This is a genomic window from uncultured Abiotrophia sp., assembly GCF_963520105.1.
Lineage (GTDB): Bacteria > Bacillota > Bacilli > Lactobacillales > Aerococcaceae > Abiotrophia.
Genome location: NZ_CAUQPN010000005.1, coordinates 16,415 through 33,308 on the forward strand (window position 1 = coordinate 16,415; position 16,894 = coordinate 33,308).

Consider the following 16,894-nt stretch of genomic DNA (forward strand, 5'->3'; position numbering starts at 1 on the left):
CTGGGAGCTTGCTCCTGGTCTTTTTTGTTTCTGCGAATAAGCCTATGTAGAAGCTAGCGGGGTCTAGCAATCAAAATATGAATGAAATTGCCGTGAAATGGGGCTAAAAATCTGGATTCTTTACCAATTAAATAACTGCTTTGTAATATAATTTTCAAATTCTTTTCACATGTCGGTGCTAGGATAGAAGCATCAAGAAAAATAATAAACTCATAGGAGAGAAAAGAGGAAGTTCGATGAAAAACAGAAAAATCATTAAATTAGTTGTAGGTTCTTTAACTGGGGGCGCGCTTATCTTAAGTGGCTTGGCCTTGCAAAATGTCGTGACACCGACGGCAGCTCAAAATCAGACGAATACGGTCCAAGCCCAAGGAACAGCCAGTGAATTTGAAGAGACCATTATGAAGGCTGTTGAGAAGGCTAAAGACTCTGTCGTGTCGATCCAAAACTACCAGAAAGAAAGCCAACAAAATAATTTATATGGCTATGGCACGGGAGGTGAAAACCAAGTGGACTTGGAAGACCCAAGTGCCTCCCAAAAATTAGCGGGTGAAGGTAGTGGCGTCATCTATAAGATTGACGGTGATACAGCCTATTTGGTAACCAATAACCACGTGGTGGAAAATGCTGATTCCCTTAAAGTCAAATTAGCTGATGGGACCACAGAAGATGGGGAATTGGTTGGCCGTGATGCCGTGTCCGACTTAGCTGTTGTCAAGATTTCGTCCAAGAATGTTAAATCAGCCATTAAGTTTGCTGACTCTGACGCAACTAAGGTGGGGAGCATCGCCATCGCCATTGGCTCGCCTCTAGGTAGCAAGTTCTCTAACTCTGTGACCCAAGGGATTATTTCTGGTCAATCACGGATTGTGCCAATGGACCTCAACAAGGACGGCCAAGCCGATATTGAGACCACGCTCATTCAAACTTCAGCAGCAATCAACCCAGGTAACTCCGGTGGTGCGCTACTCAATAAGGATGGCGACCTAGTAGGTATTAACTCTAGCAAGTTCTCGAATGTAGACGTCGAAGGGATGGGGTTCGCCATTCCGTCTAAGGAAGTGCAACGCGTCATTGCACAGCTAGAAAAAGACGGCAAAGTTACCCGGCCTTTCATTGGAATTAGCCAAAATGACTTAGCTAACATCACTAGCCGGTCTAAGACCGAAATTCTCAAACTCAAGTCCGACCAAACGGATGGGGTAGTGGTAACCGATACGGTCAAAGGATCACCAGCTGAAACGGCAGGCCTCAAGAAATATGACGTTATCACCAAGATTGGCGATAAGGAAATCAAGAATATCTTGGAGTTACGTCGGGAGCTCTATGCCTATAATGTAGGTGACAAAGTAGAGTTAACCGTCCTCAGAGAAGGAAAAGAAACCAAAGTTCAAGTAACGCTTGGTGCCCAACCTGAGCAGCAAAGCAACAATAATCTCCAACAATATCAACAAGGCCAACAAGGTCAAGGACAAGAGCAAGAGAATGGTCAAGAAGGCCAAACTCCACGCCTACCATTCCCAGGCCAACGTTAGTAGCCAATAATGATAGCCCACACCTCCGGCAAGGAAGAGTGGGCTTTTTTGAGTGCTGAGGCAATGGCCGAAAAACACGAACGTTTGAAAAATAAAACCAGCAAAAAGACCCTTTTGATAATTTATTTCTTGCCGGAAGATAAGGGGGTGTTATAATTTGGGTAGAATCTATTATTTTTTGTTGGAGGGATCCTTAAAATGAAAAAAAGCCTGAAGCTTTTTGCCATCTTCACCTTAATTGCGACCTTTGTGGCCGGATTAATTGCACCGTTTACTGCTAAAGCAGCAGAAAAAATCGATACCATCAAGATTGGTTTCGTGCCGTCACGTAACCCAGACGAAATCGTAACATCGACTGAACCGCTCAAGAAATTATTGAAAGACGAACTTGCTAAAAATGGTTTTGAAGTTGAGAACGTGGAAATCACAGTAGGGACTAACTTTGAAGCTGTAGGGGAAGGATTAGCATCAGGGACTCTTGACTATGGTTTTATCCCTTCAGGGACTTATGTACTCTTTTCTGATGATGTGGAAGTTCTCTTAACTGCTACTCGTCAAGGGCTTAACAAAAACTCTGCTGAGCCAAAAGACTGGAATGACAAGAAAGCAACTGAACCTACTGATGAGCAAGTAACTTTCTACAAAGGCTTGGTTTTAGCTGGCCCATCTGCCAAAGGTAAGGAATTAGCTGAGAAAGTCAACAAGGGTGAAAAGTTAACTTGGGACGACCTCAACTCTGCTAAATGGACTGTTCTCTCCTCTTCATCAGCATCTGGTTACATTTACCCAACCCTCTGGCTCAAAGAAAACTTTGGTAAGAAGATTACCGATTTAGCTAACGTGGTACAATCTGATTCTTATACCAATGCCATGACTCGTTTGGCTGCTGAACAAGTTGATATTGTTGTTGGTTATGCTGACCTACGTCGCGACAACGTTGACAAGTGGCAAAAAGAAATGGGCGCTTCAGCACCTATCTGGGAAGCAACTAACGTTATCGGCGTAACGCCAGACATCGTCAATGACACGGTATCTGCTAGCAAGACTTCCACAACTGTTTCACCTGAATTGAACGAAGCAATCAAGAAAGCCTTGATGGATATTGCTAAGACCGAAGAAGGTAAGAAAGTCATCAAGATTTACAACCACACCGGTTATAAAGAAGCCAAAGACGAAGACTACAACAAAGAGCGCGAAGCGCAAAAATTAATTAAGGGCAACTAGTCCGCATGACGCTCAAGACGGCAGAGTCTCGGTGAGGCTCTGCTCTTTTTGTGATAAGAGAGCACAGACAGGAGTATCTCTAAGGATTGCTTCTTGTCTGCCATTATAATGAGAAGAGAGGATTACACATGATAGAGTTCAAGAATGTCTCCAAGCGCTATCCCAATGGGGTGACGGCTCTGAAGAATGTCAACTTGACCATAGAACAAGGAGAGTTTGTTGGGATTATTGGTTTATCTGGTGCGGGGAAATCTACCCTAATCCGGACCATTAACTGTATGCATCCTATTAGTGAAGGGGAGTTAACGGTCAATGGGACTAATGTTAGCCAATTAAAAGGTCAAAGCCTACGCCGTTTTCGCCGTAAAATTGGCATGATCTTCCAGTCTTTTAACCTAGTAACCCGGGCGTCTGTTATCAGCAATGTGATGAATGCCTTTGTGCCAGATATTCCTTTTTGGCGGGTTCTCATTGGTTACTATAAGAAGGAAGAAGAAATTCGAGCGCTGACCGCCTTGGACCGCGTGGGAATCTTAGAAAAAGCCTACACTCGAGTAGACCAACTTTCCGGGGGCCAACAACAACGGGTGGCCCTAGCACGCACGCTGGCGCAGAACCCAGAGATTATTCTAGCCGATGAGCCGGTCGCAGCTCTAGACCCTGTTACAGCCAAAGCCGTAATGGAAGATTTCCAAGCTATTAATCGCGATGATAAGATTTCGATTTTACTCAATATTCACCATGTGGAATTAGCCTTGGAATACTGTGATCGTATCATTGGTATTCGTGATGGGGAAGTTGTCTATGACGGACCTTCTGACCAAGTCACACCTGAAATCTTGGATGTGATTTACAAGGGCCAAGCGATTGAATAGGGGGACATGATGATGAATGCATTCTGGCATCGTATGTGGGGACCACGAACCCGAACCCTACCCAATGGTAAAACCGTCAGCAAGAAACGTTCTCTAACCTGGCTTTATCTCATCTTGGTTGTCCTAGCTTTCTATTATTCTATAGAACTTACTGGCTTCAAAATGTCCACCTTACTCAAGCGAGGAAATCAGTTCTTTGTTATTTTAGGACGGATGTATCCGCCTAATTGGGATTACTGGGCTTCTGTTCAGGGACCGCTATTAGATACCATTAAAATGTCTATCTTAGGCTCTGTCATTGGCGCCTTACTGGCCATTCCAGCCGCTGTGGTTGCTTCCTATAACATGGTTGTTAACCGGTGGATTACTGGCTCTATGAAATTAGTTCTTAGTTTGATTCGGACAGTGCCGACATTGATTTACGCCAGTGTTTTGACTCTGGTCTTTGGGATTGGGACTTTTGCTGGGACGGTGGCCATTGCCATCTTCACCTTCTCCTTTATGGCTAAGCAACTCTATGAAATGATTGAAACGGTTGATATGAAACCTTTTGAAGCCATGGAAGCCCTAGGTGCTAACCGGGTTTATAGTTTTCTAGGCGCCATTTTGCCACAAGTCTTACCTTCCTATCTTGCTTCTTCCCTTTATACTTTTGAAGGGAATGTCCGTCACGCAGCCATTCTGGGATGGGTTGGTGCTGGTGGGATTGGGGTCATCTTGAATGAGAAGATTGCTTGGCGTGAGTACACGAATTTAGGCATGATTTTAGTTGCCCTCTATGTGACAGTCCTGATTATCGAGTATACCAGTCGCTACTTGCGCTCTAAACTAACTTAGGAGGTTCGGATCATGATTAATAAAATTAATGAAATGTATGAATCACGTACCTCAGATAAGTATTTCAAGGCCTTATGGGTGCTTGGTTTAGTAATTCTCATTGTTTGGTCCTGGTCAGCTTTGGGCTCTATTGATATTTCTGAAAAGGGCCCGACCATTGCCTTCAATATTATTAGCGGGATTTTCCACCCTAACTTGGAAACCTTACTTGGTTTAGGTGAGAGCGGCGTACTCCACTTGCTCCTAGAAACGGCAGCTATTGCTTTCATGGGAACCATTGTAGGGGCTGTATTCTCTATTCCTTTGGCTTTTCTCGCTTCAGGTAAGGTCATGCCAATGCCCATTACCGTCATTACACGCCTCTTCGTAATGGCAGTTCGGACCATCCCAAGTTTTGTTTACGGGCTCATGTTTATCCGCGTAACCGGTCCGGGTGCTTTCGCTGGGGTCATGACCCTATCAGTTACTTCGATTGGGATGATTTCTAAGCTCTTCTCAGAAACCATTGATGATTTAGATGATTCAATACTTGAGGCGCTTGATGCGGCGGGGTGTTCTACCTTCCAGAAAATTCGCTGCGGGATTATTCCGCAACTTTGGTCTAGTTTGATCTCTACCCTGATTTTCCGTTTCGATATGAACCTACGTGACGCTACGATTCTAGGGGTTGTTGGCGCCGGCGGGATTGGGGCACCATTGACTTTTGCGATTAACGGCTACAAATGGGATGAAGTGGGTGCCATATTAATTGGTCTAATTGCTTTTATCTTGATTGTCGAGTATAGCTCTAGTTACATCCGCAAACGTTTGACCCAAGGTTAAATTGAAGCTTGGAGCTCCTGTGAAAACAGGGGCTCTTTTTATTTTTGTAACATCTACGTAATAATCTGCGTTGTCGATTTGGACCGGTAATAAGCGGAATGTTGCGAATTTATGAATTATTCGGGAAATAAATAATAAAAAACAAAGATTCACTTGTAATCTTTCTGTAACAGAGTTACAATAAGTGTAACAAAAGGAAAGGAAGCGATTCACCATGAAAAAGTGGTCGAAAGGAATCTTAGTTTTGGGTTTAGTTGCCAGTGTTTTGGGTAGCTATCCAGTTGCAGCACAAGCCACTGCATCAAATAATGAGGCGGAGGCCAGCCAAGTAGCGCAAGCTAAGGAACACAGTATTGTGCGCTATGTTCTAGTTAATGCCCAAGATAATACAGAAGGGCTTGTTTTCTACTTCTTGGTAGAGGGTAATCGTGATCAAGCTGTCTCTGCGGCTCATAAGTGGCTAGTAGAACAAGGTCTTGAAAAAGATGGTATGGCGGGTGTTAAGGAATATAAACCAGCCAAAGAACGCGAAACGTCTGAAGGTTTGGTGACCGCTAGCGTATATGATGCTAGTCAAACCATTCAAAATTTTGCGGCGCTCAAGAAAAAATTCGATAGTTACTTAGCGCAGTTGCCTCTGGAAGATGAAGCGGATAAACAAGTGCTACCTGTTATTTCATTGCCAGCACCTAAGCCTGAACAAAAGCCAGCAGAGAGCTCGCAAGCTTCAGAATCTAAGCCAAGTGAATCCAAGCCGGCCGAATCTTCTCAATCTACAGCCTCTAAGCCAGCTGAATCCAAACCGGCTGAGTCTTCCCAATCTTCAATGTCTAAGCCAAGTGAATCCAAACCGGCCGAATCTTCTCAATCCACAGCCTCTAAGCCAGCTGAATCCAAACCAGCTGAGTCTTCTCAATCCTCGGTTTCTAAGCCAAGTGAATCTAAGCCCAACGAATCTTCAAAACCTAACGAATCTAAGCCTTCTGACTCTAAATCTGAATCAAAAGAAAGTCAAAGCTCAAGTAGTAAGGTAGAGGTCAAGAAAGAAAGCAAAAGAGAGAATAAGAAGGGCCTGCCAAATACTGGTGAGGTGGACCGCCTACCATTCTTGTTAGTGGGTGCTCTACTAGTCATTGCAGCGATTGGCCTCATCCTCATGCGTCGTCGTCCTTCCTAAATTTAATGTATTAGCAAAAAAGCCATGGTTTCAAACCATGGCTTTTTCTGATAGTAAGTTTAGTCATTAAAGTAACCTAAATAGTCGTATTTCTCGAAAACATGAGAATTAGCCATCGCGACCAAAATGGTGTTGGCTTCAATCGGGTGGTTGATGGCAATAGAAGAATTCAACTTCTCGCCTTTTTCTTCCCGCATACCAATTAGGTTGAGTTCATACTTGCGTCGTAAGTCTAATTCTAAGACAGTCTTACCGACCCATGCGTCAGGCGCCGTAAATTCGACAATCGAGGTATCATCGTCTAGACGTAGCACTTCGTCAATCTTATTACGGAGAATCTTAGATGCTAAACGTACACCGGAGTCACGTTCAGGAGAGACCACTACATGGACGCCCACTTCATAGAGGACCTCTTCAAAGGTTAAGCTACGAGCCTTACCCACGATTCGAGGGACACCTAGTTTTTTACAGTGCATAGCCGCTAGTACAGAGCTTTCCAAGTTAGTACCGGTCGCGATAATGACAATATCGCATTCCTTAACGCCGATATTTTTCAAGAAGTCGTAATCGGTAATGTCGCCGACAGCCGCCTTAGTAACATAGTCTGCCACGTCTTGGACATTGGCTTGTCGGTTGTCAATGGCGATAACGTCTACATCGTATTTGCTAAGTTCTTTAGCGACGGTACGGCCAAAGACCCCCAGGCCTAAGACGCCAATAATCCGAGTATTAAGTTTTGGTTTCATAAGTGTACAGATCCTTTCTGATTAGCCGATTAATACATCAGTATCGGCATAGTGAATTTCTTTGCGGTCACGTTGGAGCAAGCTGAGAAAGACGGTAAAGGGACCTACCCGGCCCAAGAACATCATCCCCATAATAATGATGCGTCCCCAAGTTGTAAGTTGCGAGGTAATCCCTGCTGAAGAACCCACAGTGGCCATGGCAGAAATGGCCTCGAAGAGAAGATGGTAAGGATTGAGATTTGGATGCTCCAAGAGTAAGAGCGAATAGCCAATCATTAAGACCGTGAAGAAAAAGAGAATGATGGTCATAGCCTGCTTAACGGCGCTGGCTGGAATAACCCGTTTATGGAAGGTCACTTCAGTGTGGCCCTTGAGTTCGGAACGGAAGAGTAAGAACATGATGGCAGCTGTAGTGACCTTAATACCACCGGCTGTACCACCTGGGGCCCCCCCAATTAACATGAGAATCATATAGATCAGATTGGTGAAGGGATGGGTTGCTTCATAGTTCAAAGTCGAGAAGCCGGCCGTACGGAAGGCGGCAGACTGGAAGAAAGAAATCATCCACTGCTGGAAGATATTATAATTACCGATAGTTGAGCTATGTCTGAGTTCTGATAGCCAAGTGATAAGGGCTCCGCCAAATAACAAGGTAGCAGTTGCTATCAGCGCTAGGCGTGAGTGGGAACTCAAACGGCGGAAACTCAAACGCAAGAGGCGTGGACGAGAATGGAAGTAGTGATTCAACCTTTCGCTCAGCTCGGCCCAGACGGTGAAACCAATCCCCCCTGCAATAATGAGTAAGGCAACTGTAAAGTTAACCGTTGGATTGAGAACAAAGTCTTGGAGACTGTTGCTGCCTAGGTTGTCAAAACCAGCATTACAAAAGGCAGAAACCGCAACAAAAACGGCATTGAAGGCGCCTTTTGCCCAACCATAGCGGGGAATGAAGTCCGTCATCAGAACTAGAGCGCCAATGGCCTCTACTGCAAAGGTGAAGCGATAGGCGTTAAAGAGAAAGTTCTTGTAGTTGTCATTAGTGTTACGGTTAAGGGCCATCTGCAAGGTGGTTTGGTCCTTGAGCGAAATGCGTCGCTTCAGGTAGAAGAGACTGACAGAAATCAGGGTGATGAGCCCTAAGCCCCCAATCTGCATAAGGATAATGCCGACTATCTGGCCGAAGACGGTATAGGTGTCCTTAATGGATAGGACGGTCAAGCCCGTCACGCAGACCATGGAGACAGCAGTAAAGAGATGGTCTAAATAAGTTTGATGAGTTCCTGGCTGGTTGGAAATAGGCAACCAGAGGAGAAAGCTCCCGGTTAAAATAACCACCAGAAAGCTAACGGTAAGCTTCTGGGTTGCGGTCCATTTGCTTGGGGAGAATAGATCTTGCATAGCGAGAACCTCGATTCTAATTCAATTCCCTATTATCATACAAAAAATCGCCGAAAAATGCTATGATAAAGGTAGGAGGAATCAGGATGCAAATTGAAATTATCTGTGTCGGCAAACTCAAGGAGAAATATCTCAAACAAGGGATTGCTGAATACACCAAGCGACTTGGCGCCTATGCCAACCTTTCTATCGTTGAAGTGGCCGATGAAGCGACCGCAGAGAAAATGTCCCCCCTCGAAATCGAACAAGTTTTAGATAAGGAAGCAGACCGCATAGAGGCTCGATTAGATGCTGGCCGTCAGGTCATTGTCCTCGCTATTGAAGGAGATCTCATCTCTTCTGAAGATTTAGCCCAGCGTTTGGACCGCATGGCCCTACATGGTCAAAGTAAGGTAAGCTTTATTATTGGTGGTTCCCTAGGCCTGGCGGAGCGACTCAAACAAAAAGCTCAGTGGCGGGTCAGCTTTGGACGGATTACCTTACCTCATCAACTCATGCGCCTGGTCCTAGTCGAGCAGATTTACCGGGCTTTTCGGATTATGAAGGGGCACGCCTATCACAAGTAAGGAGAGAATATGATGAAATTCTATATGGAACAACATTTTATGTCTATTCGCCAAAACTTTGAGATTTATGATGAAGCAGGGAATGTAGTCTATCAAGTTCGAGGCCGTATGCCCTGGCTTCGTCGTCAGATGACCATTCTAGATGCCAAGACAGGAACAGCCTTAGCGACAGTGACTCAGGCTATGTGGCAGCTCTTCTTCCAACGCCTAACAATTAGTATTGGCGGCCAAGCAGTGGCGACCATTCAAGAGCGCTTCAGCATCTTAAGTACCCGTTTATCGATTCAAGGTCTAGGTTGGACAGTGGATGGTATTTCTTGGCTTAAGGGCTGTAGTTTTTATGATGCAGATGGAGAAATTATCGCGACCATTCGGAGCAAGATTATGACCTGGTCCGATACCTTCGAGATTGAAATCTATGATGAGACTATTCATCCGGTATTAGTTTTGGCAGTAGTTTTAGGCATTGACACGGTTCGAGACTCAGCTGAAAATTAGCCTTTCCCAAGCAAATAAAGCCACCTATCCTAAGTGATAGGTGGCTTTCGATTTACTTTAAGGTTGTACGTTGTAGTAGAAGAGAGCGGGGCGGGAGCTGTTAGATAGGCTGACAGGCACCACCGCTTGCTTAGCTTGATCATAGTAGGCTACCAAGACTAGGCGATTGCCGACATAGGACAAGGCTTGGTTCATGAGTTCGATATCGCTGTCCTTGACGCGACTGTTGGCTTCTTGGCGAGTCATTGGTACAACTAAACGAACGACGTAACTGGTTTGGTTGCCTAACTTAACCGCGATTTGGTCGACCTTAGTTTCCAAACCACTGACATTGCCAGCTTGATCCAAGTAGTTTTGCAAATCTGCTAATTCTTGTTGGCTAAGTGCTTGTTGGCTAGCAGCCTTCTCTTCTGCAGAATAGTTGGCTTGGTAGAATTCGTTGATTTTCTTGTTGAGTTCGTTACCGTCCATTTCGGCAGGTAAGACCGTCTTCTTGTAGCTAGCGTCTTCTGGAATACTTTCATTCAGGAAAGACTGTGGTGGCTCCGAAGAGGAAGAGGCGCTACTGCTAGATTCAGGCTTACTAGAAGAAGATTGGCTGATTAACTGGCTAGAACTAGATTCTTGAGTCTGATTGTTCTTGCGCGCAGGTTCTTGGAGTTTGAGATAGAGAATCGTGGCGCCGGCACCTAAGACAATGGCCAGCAAAAATAAAAAGATATGGCGTAATTTCATGGGGTTTCCTCTTTCTATGGGATATTTGATAGTTGGGGCTGGAGCCCTCGGGGTAATCTTCTATAGTCTACCATAGATAAGCGGCAGAGTCCGTGACAAACGGATAACAGCTGAGTTAAATTTCGCAACAGGACTGACAATTTTAGACTTCTCTTCAGGATACTGTTATACTATAAAAGCTAAGACATTTGAGAAGGAGGGAGGCGCGTGAGAATGATTCTATCAATTTTTAAAGCAATCATTGGCCTAGCATCCTTAGGGCTCTTGCTAATCCTAGCCATTAATCTTTGGGTGATTGTTAGCGCCCAATTCCAAACCAAAACTCCTCAACAGATTCAAGCCTCTGATTGGGCTAGTGACCAGGTGCCTATTTTGGTGCTAGGGGCTGGAATTATCGACAATAAGGAGCCAAGTAAGGTCCTGGCAGGGAGGCTAAATTCGGCCCTTACGCTAGCCCAGACCTTTCCAAATAAGGCTCTCATTATGAGTGGTGACCACACCAATCAATATTATAATGAAGTGGCAGTCATGAAGGACTATCTGGTTCAGCATGGGGTAGCCAGTGAACGGATTTATTTAGATCATGCGGGCTACTCGACTTATGATAGCCTCTATCGGCTCAAACATGTTCTGGGTCAGAACCGAGTGATTATCGTTACCCAAGGCTATCATTTATCCCGTGCCCTTATGTTGGCGCGTGGCTTAGGTCTACAGGCGGTAGGACTGGCAGCTGAAGAGACAGAATCAACCCGATTCAAGCGTGAATTCCGTGAAGTGGGCGCCCGGCTCAAGGACTTTGCTGTGACCTATCTGGGCTACCAGATGCCGCAGCCTAGCTTAGATTATCCGATTGATTTCAGTCAATCAGGAGATCTTACCGACCGAATCAAAGTTGGGGATTAATTCTCTGAACATGACTTGCTGAGTAGCCTTAAGAGGTCGCTCGGCTTTTTTTATTCTAGCGCAGATTCGACTTGCTTGGCGCTGACCTCCAGTCTTTCGCCTTAGCCTTGCTTTGTGTTATAATATAATAGGAATAAGGTGCGTCAGCAGAGACTGGCCACAAGTCTAGTAGGAGGTTTCACCATGAATCAACGCCAAGCGATTTTAAAAGTATTAGAAAGTAACAGTAGAATTTCACCAGCTGAATTAGCTGTTCGTCTAGGTTATAGCGAAGAAGAAGTAATCAAAACCATTGCAGAACTTGAAGCCGACCGTATTATTGTCGGTTATCATACCCTAATTAACTGGGATAAAACCGATGATCAAAGTGTTTCTGCCATTATCGAATTGAAGGTCAACCCTCAACGCGGGCAAGGATTTGACCGTATTGCAGAAAAAATTTATCTCTTCCCAGAAGTAGACTCCCTCTACCTTATGTCTGGGGGCTTTGACTTCCTAGTCGAGCTTAAGAAGGCACCCATGAAGGAAATTGCCCTCTTTGTTTCTAGCCGTTTGTCTGTGATTGAAGAAGTTCAGTCAACAGCAACTCATATTATCTTAACGAAATACAAAGACCACGGTACCATGTTCGTAAAGGATGACAAACACAAACGGATGGTGGTAACCCCATGAGTCATCGTTTTATCAACCAGAAGGTGCAATCTATCCAACCTTCTGGTATCCGAAAATTTTTCGATATCGCCAATGAAATTGAAGATGTTATTTCGCTAGGGGTGGGGGAACCCGATTTTGATACCCCTTGGCATGTGCGCGAAGAGGGGATTTACACCCTTCAGAAAGGTCGGACTTTCTATACGGCTAACCGTGGGCTGATGGAATTACGAACCGAGATTTCTAATTACATCGCGCGCAATCATGCGGTTCAATACAATCCTGCCACTCAGGTTTTAGTCACAATCGGGGGGTCAGAGGCCATCGACCTAGCCTTGCGGGCCTGTCTAGAACCTGGAGATGAAGTGATTTATCATGAACCTTGCTATGTTTCATATTTGCCATGTATTACCCTGGCGGATGGCGTTCCGGTGCCTATTCCACTTAAGGAAGCCAATGATTTTCGGCTGACGGCGGAAGAGTTAGAAGCGGCGATTACGCCTAAGTCCAAGGCCTTGATTTTATCCTTCCCCAATAACCCGACAGGTGCGGTTATGACCAAAGAGGACTTGGAAGCCATCGCTGAAGTGATTGTACGCCACGATCTCTTGGTTATTACAGATGAAATTTATAGTGAACTTTCTTACACCGGCAAGAAGCACTATTCGCTCATTGATTTGCCAGGTATGGTTGAACGGACTATCTATATCAATGGTTTCTCTAAGGCTTATGCCATGACCGGTTGGCGCCTGGGCTATTGCTGTGGACCAGAAGAAATCCTGGCTCAGATGGTGAAAATTCACCAGTTTGCTATTATGGCTGCGCCAACCATGAGTCAGTATGCGGGCACCATGGCCCTTAAGAATGGGGCTAGCGATGTGGAAATGATGCGTGACAGCTATAATCAACGTCGACGTTATTTGATGGCGGAGCTCGAACGCTTAGGCATTCCATGCTTTGAGCCTTTTGGCGCCTTCTACATCTTCCCGAATATTAGTCAATTTGGCTTAAGTTCAGAAGAGTTTGCTACCCGTCTGATTCGGGAGCACAAGGTGGCGGTTGTGCCGGGCTCTGCCTTCGGTCAGTCAGGCGAAGGCTTCGTACGGGTATCTTATGCCTACTCGATCGAAGAATTGAAGCAAGCTTTCGAACGCATTGAACGCTTTATCAATGAATTACGTGCAGAACAAGGAGGAAAGTAAGATGTCATTACCTTTAAGACAGGAACTGCCTCTGGCAGAGACCTGGGATTTAAGTCTCTTGTATCAAGACCAGGCGGCCTATGAAGTGGCCGTGGAGGGCTTGAAGAAACAGGTGACGGAATTTGAAGCTAACTATGCGGGCACTCTGGGTCAAGCGCAACAATTAGAAAAGGCCTTAGCCGACTATGAGGCTATTCAAGTGGCCATTTCCTGGGTCTCTCATTATGGTTCACTAGCCTATGAGACCGACAAACTAGATGCTCAGAATGAAGCCAATGCAGTGGGTTTGGATCAACTCTTCGAATTAGTCGGGGCTAAGCTTGCCTTTCTAGCACCAGAGTTATCAGCCTTGGATGAAGCCTACCTGAGAGAGTTTAGTCAATCTGATAAGGGCAAGCGCTATGCTGGCTATCTCAATGAAGTCTTGCGCTTAAAGCCTAGCGTCCTTTCTAAGGAGGTTGAAGAGCTCTTATCTAGTTTCCAGAGCTCGCTCTACAACCAATATTCTCTCTATGGAACCCTCAAGTTCCAGGACTTGACCTTCGACGATTTCCAAGTGGCGGGTAAGACCTATCCAAATAGTTTCGTCAAATTCGAAGGGGACTACGAAGGGGCTAGCGACTATGAATTGCGTCATGCTTCATGGAAGTCTTTCCATGATGGCTTGGCGCGCTATCAACACACGGCAGCAGCTAACTACCTCAACTATGTGCAAACGAGCAAGAAGGAAGCTAAGTTGCGAGGTTTTGACTCAATCATTGATTACGAACTCTTTAAACAAGACGTGAGCCGTGAAGCCTATAACCGCCAAATTGATGTCATCATGTCAGAGTTTGCGCCGGTGATGCGTCGTTACGCGCGTTTGTTGGCAGCTGAGCAGGGCTTGGATAAAGTATCTTTGGCAGATATTAAGATGCCATTCTCGAAGGAACCTGCTGAGACCATCAGCATAGAGGCATCCCGTGCCATGGTAGAAGATACCTTCAAGGTCCTTGGCCCTGACTATCAAGAAATTGTGCGTCGTGCCTTCGATGAGCGTTGGATTGACTATCCAATGAACCAGACTAAATCAACCGGCGGCTTCTGTGCGACGGTAGCCGATGGTCCATCCTATATTCTGCTCAACTGGACAGGCTTACTCAGCGAAGTGCTTGTTCTGGCTCATGAATTGGGGCATGCGGGGCACTTCCAGTTAACCAACCAGCATGTATCGCCTATTACACCAGAAGCCAGCCTTTACTTTATCGAGGCGCCTTCAACGGCTAATGAAGTGATTATGTGTCAATATTTGCTCAGCCAACCTTTAGAAGCCGCGCAAAAACGGACCTTGATTGCTGAGTTTATTGCTCGGACCTACTTCCACAACATGGTCACCCACCTCTTGGAAGCACATTTCCAACGTAAGGTGCTAGAAGCGGTAGACCGTGATGAATTCCTCAATACCGACAGTCTCAACCAATTCTTCTTAGAAACCCTTAAGGAATTCTGGGGCGATGCCCTGGAAATTAATCCAGGTGCCGAATTGACTTGGATGCGTCAGCCGCACTACTTCATGGCCCTCTATCCTTACACCTACTCAGCAGGGTTAACCATTGGGACGGCTGTAGGGCAGAAAATTGCAGCAGGCGACCAAACTACAATCAACAAATGGCTAGAAGTTCTTAAAGCTGGTGGTACCATGGGACCTTTAGCCTTGGCAGAACATGCCGGCGTATCTATGGCGGATGCTGGCGCCTTGCGTTCAGCAATCGGCTACGTCGATCATTTATTAGATCAAATAGAAGCTCTTGCCTAGGATTGGTCTAGGCAAATGTTACAAGAGCGTAATATTTGCAATCAAATAAAGGGCAGATGTCAGAAGTGTTAAGCTTCATCTACAGACCGCCTATAAGCCTTTTCATTGCCAATCAAGTGATGTATGATAGACTTAGGCAATGCAAGGAGTGCACTGCCGGAAAATGGTGCGACCTTACGTGGGGGTAAGGCATCGCTCGTTTTCTTGACTGACTTGGGAAAAGACCTTGAGGGGCTGGAGACCTCTTGGCCTTTTCCTTTTTTATTTTGACTTTATTAGGCTACTTGAGAGGCTTGGCGGGATGCTGTATAATAGGAAGGCTAAGACTAAGGAGGCATACTATGCAGCAATTATCCATCTTGATGACCAGTGACACACATGGTTTCTGGCTCAAAGCACCAGAAAATGCTGAGCGCTCATTGCTCAACACAGCAGCAACGATTGAAAAATTGAAAGAAAAGGCTAATCATCCCGTCCTAACGATTGATTTAGGAGATTTTATACAGGGCTCTTCCTTCGCCACATACTGCAAGCAGGAAGCGGGCGACGGTAGTGTCTTCGCTCGGGCTATGAATAAAATTGGCTACGATTATCAATTAATTGGTAATCATGAGTTCAATTTCGGCCAAGACTATCGTGATAATATTTTGAATCAGCTAGAGGCACCGATTTTGTGTGCCAACATTGTCTGGCAGGAAACGGGTCAACCAGCACTCGGCCAACCTTATGTCATTACCGAACGTGAAGGCATCCGGATTGGGATTATTGGGGTGACAACCGAGTATATTCCCCATTGGGAGTTACCAGCGCATTATGAAGGGCTAGCCTTCCTCGATGCCTATCAAGTGGCCAAGAAATATGCTGAGCAAATCAGACCTCAGGTGGACGTCTTAATCTTGGCTTATCATGGTGGTTTTGAACGGGATTTGAATAGTTTTGAACCCCTTGAAGCTTTAACGGGCGAAAACCGCGGGGCTGAGATGCTGCAAGGGATTCCAGGCCTAGATGTGCTTTTAACAGGGCACCAACACCGTGTGATTTGCCAACAAGTAGGACAGACTTGGGTAGTGCAACCAGGCTTTGCTGGCCAGTATGTAGCAGAAGTTACTTTAGACTTGGATCAAGACCATCGACTTGTTTCTGGTCAAGCGAGCTTGCACGAAACCAGCAAAACGAGTTCGAGTCAGGCGGTACGCGAGGTCATGGAACCAGAGCTTAGCCAAGGGGTGGCTTGGCTGAACCAAGTCCTAGGAGAGGCGCCTCTTTTACCTGTTACTCAGGATGCTTTTGAAGCGCGTATCTACGGGCATCCTTATATTGAGTTCCTTAACCAATTGCAATTGCGGGAAACAGGAGCCGATTTTAGCGCCATTGCCTTAGTTAATGAGGCCTTTAAAGATTTCCATGGGCCTATTACCAATGAAGTTCTGTTAGCTAGTTATCCCTACTATAATTTAATTGCGACTGTTGAGGTAAGTGGTCAGACAATCAAGGATGCCTTGGAGTTCGATCTCAACTATCTGGTGCTGGATCAGGATGGGCGTAAGTCCATTAATCCAAGTTACATTGCGCCTAAGCCTAAGCATTATAACTTTGATGTCTTCAGTGGCTTGATGACCACAGTAGATTTGACTCAGCCGGTAGGGCAACGTGTGGTAAGTATCGTGGATGAACGTAAGGGGCAAGAATTGGACTTAGATGCCATTTATACCCTAGCTCTAACCCAATACCGTGCCTGCGGCGGGGGCGACTATCATATGTTTTCAAGCGACCAAATGAAGACCTTGTCGAAGACCGATTTAGCCACTTTGATGAAAGAGGCCCTTGCTCATTTTGGCCCTGAAGATTGGGAGCAAATCAATAACCATTACCAGCACTTTAACTGGTTACAATAAGCATAAGCAGCTGAGACCATAGGTCTCAGTTTTTT

16 protein-coding genes are annotated in these 16,894 nt (G+C 45.5%); 13 read left to right on the forward strand and 3 right to left on the reverse strand.

Features of this window, described 5'->3' with window-relative positions; translation table 11 throughout:
• The first annotated feature begins 236 nt into the window (after positions 1 to 236).
• The 6 genes from RWO08_RS06160 (at position 237) to RWO08_RS06185 (ending at position 6,470) form a co-directional block, all read left to right on the forward strand.
• Complete coding sequence (locus tag RWO08_RS06160) at positions 237 to 1,535, forward strand: trypsin-like peptidase domain-containing protein (RefSeq protein ID WP_314063354.1); 1,299 nt, start codon at positions 237 to 239, stop codon at positions 1,533 to 1,535.
• Between the two features lie 198 nt (positions 1,536 to 1,733).
• Complete coding sequence (locus tag RWO08_RS06165; RefSeq protein ID WP_070755161.1) at positions 1,734 to 2,759, forward strand: phosphate/phosphite/phosphonate ABC transporter substrate-binding protein; 1,026 nt, start codon at positions 1,734 to 1,736, stop codon at positions 2,757 to 2,759.
• A gap of 128 nt (positions 2,760 to 2,887) precedes the next feature.
• Positions 2,888 to 3,634 carry a phosphonate ABC transporter ATP-binding protein gene (gene phnC / locus RWO08_RS06170; RefSeq protein ID WP_070755162.1) on the forward strand — a complete coding sequence of 249 codons (747 nt, stop codon included), beginning with the start codon at positions 2,888 to 2,890 and terminating at the stop codon, positions 3,632 to 3,634.
• Between the two features lie 12 nt (positions 3,635 to 3,646).
• Entirely contained in the window at positions 3,647 to 4,471 is an 825-nt protein-coding gene (gene phnE / locus RWO08_RS06175) for a phosphonate ABC transporter, permease protein PhnE (RefSeq protein WP_070755163.1), read from the forward strand.
• A gap of 12 nt (positions 4,472 to 4,483) precedes the next feature.
• Positions 4,484 to 5,293 (forward strand): phosphonate ABC transporter, permease protein PhnE, encoded by an 810-nt coding sequence (gene phnE / locus RWO08_RS06180; RefSeq protein ID WP_070755164.1) that lies wholly within the window; start codon positions 4,484 to 4,486, stop codon positions 5,291 to 5,293.
• A 214-nt stretch (positions 5,294 to 5,507) separates the two neighbouring features.
• Complete coding sequence (locus RWO08_RS06185; protein WP_070755165.1) at positions 5,508 to 6,470, forward strand: LPXTG cell wall anchor domain-containing protein; 963 nt, start codon at positions 5,508 to 5,510, stop codon at positions 6,468 to 6,470.
• 59 nt (positions 6,471 to 6,529) lie between these two features.
• Here the strand turns inward: RWO08_RS06185 and RWO08_RS06190 are convergent, their stop codons facing one another.
• Both RWO08_RS06190 and RWO08_RS06195 read right to left on the reverse strand, forming a co-directional pair.
• Positions 6,530 to 7,216: a TrkA family potassium uptake protein gene (locus tag RWO08_RS06190; RefSeq protein ID WP_023392244.1), complete on the reverse strand. Its 687-nt coding sequence runs from the start codon at positions 7,214 to 7,216 to the stop codon at positions 6,530 to 6,532.
• A 21-nt stretch (positions 7,217 to 7,237) separates the two neighbouring features.
• On the reverse strand, positions 7,238 to 8,614 hold the full coding sequence (locus tag RWO08_RS06195) for a TrkH family potassium uptake protein (RefSeq protein ID WP_291427695.1): 1,377 nt from the start codon (positions 8,612 to 8,614) through the stop codon (positions 7,238 to 7,240).
• Positions 8,615 to 8,700: 86 nt separating this feature from the next.
• On the opposite strand from RWO08_RS06195, the gene rlmH reads away from it, so the two are divergent.
• Both rlmH and RWO08_RS06205 read left to right on the forward strand, forming a co-directional pair.
• Positions 8,701 to 9,180 carry a 23S rRNA (pseudouridine(1915)-N(3))-methyltransferase RlmH gene (gene rlmH / locus RWO08_RS06200; protein ID WP_070755167.1) on the forward strand — a complete coding sequence of 160 codons (480 nt, stop codon included), beginning with the start codon at positions 8,701 to 8,703 and terminating at the stop codon, positions 9,178 to 9,180.
• A gap of 12 nt (positions 9,181 to 9,192) precedes the next feature.
• Positions 9,193 to 9,678: an LURP-one-related family protein gene (locus RWO08_RS06205; RefSeq protein ID WP_314211517.1), complete on the forward strand. Its 486-nt coding sequence runs from the start codon at positions 9,193 to 9,195 to the stop codon at positions 9,676 to 9,678.
• A 57-nt stretch (positions 9,679 to 9,735) separates the two neighbouring features.
• Here the strand turns inward: RWO08_RS06205 and RWO08_RS06210 are convergent, their stop codons facing one another.
• On the reverse strand, positions 9,736 to 10,413 hold the full coding sequence (locus RWO08_RS06210; protein ID WP_070755169.1) for a hypothetical protein: 678 nt from the start codon (positions 10,411 to 10,413) through the stop codon (positions 9,736 to 9,738).
• Between the two features lie 213 nt (positions 10,414 to 10,626).
• Between RWO08_RS06210 and RWO08_RS06215 the strand changes: the two genes are divergently transcribed.
• The 5 genes from RWO08_RS06215 to RWO08_RS06235 all read left to right on the forward strand — a co-directional run bounded on the left by RWO08_RS06215 (position 10,627) and on the right by RWO08_RS06235 (position 16,859).
• Positions 10,627 to 11,316, forward strand: a complete 690-nt coding sequence (locus tag RWO08_RS06215; RefSeq protein ID WP_314211518.1) for an ElyC/SanA/YdcF family protein — start codon at positions 10,627 to 10,629, stop codon at positions 11,314 to 11,316.
• Positions 11,317 to 11,499: 183 nt separating this feature from the next.
• Positions 11,500 to 11,988 carry an Lrp/AsnC family transcriptional regulator gene (locus RWO08_RS06220; RefSeq protein ID WP_023392238.1) on the forward strand — a complete coding sequence of 163 codons (489 nt, stop codon included), beginning with the start codon at positions 11,500 to 11,502 and terminating at the stop codon, positions 11,986 to 11,988.
• Complete coding sequence (locus tag RWO08_RS06225) at positions 11,985 to 13,169, forward strand: aminotransferase class I/II-fold pyridoxal phosphate-dependent enzyme (RefSeq protein WP_314211519.1); 1,185 nt, start codon at positions 11,985 to 11,987, stop codon at positions 13,167 to 13,169. The genes RWO08_RS06220 and RWO08_RS06225 overlap by 4 nt, the downstream gene beginning before the upstream one ends.
• Before the next feature lies 1 nt (position 13,170).
• Entirely contained in the window at positions 13,171 to 14,964 is a 1,794-nt protein-coding gene (pepF, locus tag RWO08_RS06230) for an oligoendopeptidase F (protein WP_314211520.1), read from the forward strand.
• Between the two features lie 341 nt (positions 14,965 to 15,305).
• Positions 15,306 to 16,859, forward strand: a complete 1,554-nt coding sequence (locus RWO08_RS06235; protein ID WP_314211521.1) for a bifunctional UDP-sugar hydrolase/5'-nucleotidase — start codon at positions 15,306 to 15,308, stop codon at positions 16,857 to 16,859.
• Positions 16,860 to 16,894: the final 35 nt, after the last annotated feature.

Coding starts and splice junctions, on each gene's coding strand:
- RWO08_RS06210 (WP_070755169.1), bottom strand. CDS start 10,413: ATGAAATTACGCCATATCTTTTTATTTTTGCTGGCCATTGTCTTAGGT.
- RWO08_RS06195 (WP_291427695.1), bottom strand. CDS start 8,614: ATGCAAGATCTATTCTCCCCAAGCAAATGGACCGCAACCCAGAAGCTT.
- phnE (WP_070755163.1), top strand. CDS start 3,647: ATGAATGCATTCTGGCATCGTATGTGGGGACCACGAACCCGAACCCTA.
- rlmH (WP_070755167.1), top strand. CDS start 8,701: ATGCAAATTGAAATTATCTGTGTCGGCAAACTCAAGGAGAAATATCTC.
- RWO08_RS06160 (WP_314063354.1), top strand. CDS start 237: ATGAAAAACAGAAAAATCATTAAATTAGTTGTAGGTTCTTTAACTGGG.
- phnC (WP_070755162.1), top strand. CDS start 2,888: ATGATAGAGTTCAAGAATGTCTCCAAGCGCTATCCCAATGGGGTGACG.
- RWO08_RS06215 (WP_314211518.1), top strand. CDS start 10,627: ATGATTCTATCAATTTTTAAAGCAATCATTGGCCTAGCATCCTTAGGG.
- RWO08_RS06225 (WP_314211519.1), top strand. CDS start 11,985: ATGAGTCATCGTTTTATCAACCAGAAGGTGCAATCTATCCAACCTTCT.
- phnE (WP_070755164.1), top strand. CDS start 4,484: ATGATTAATAAAATTAATGAAATGTATGAATCACGTACCTCAGATAAG.
- RWO08_RS06185 (WP_070755165.1), top strand. CDS start 5,508: ATGAAAAAGTGGTCGAAAGGAATCTTAGTTTTGGGTTTAGTTGCCAGT.
- pepF (WP_314211520.1), top strand. CDS start 13,171: ATGTCATTACCTTTAAGACAGGAACTGCCTCTGGCAGAGACCTGGGAT.
- RWO08_RS06235 (WP_314211521.1), top strand. CDS start 15,306: ATGCAGCAATTATCCATCTTGATGACCAGTGACACACATGGTTTCTGG.
- RWO08_RS06190 (WP_023392244.1), bottom strand. CDS start 7,216: ATGAAACCAAAACTTAATACTCGGATTATTGGCGTCTTAGGCCTGGGG.
- RWO08_RS06220 (WP_023392238.1), top strand. CDS start 11,500: ATGAATCAACGCCAAGCGATTTTAAAAGTATTAGAAAGTAACAGTAGA.
- RWO08_RS06205 (WP_314211517.1), top strand. CDS start 9,193: ATGAAATTCTATATGGAACAACATTTTATGTCTATTCGCCAAAACTTT.
- RWO08_RS06165 (WP_070755161.1), top strand. CDS start 1,734: ATGAAAAAAAGCCTGAAGCTTTTTGCCATCTTCACCTTAATTGCGACC.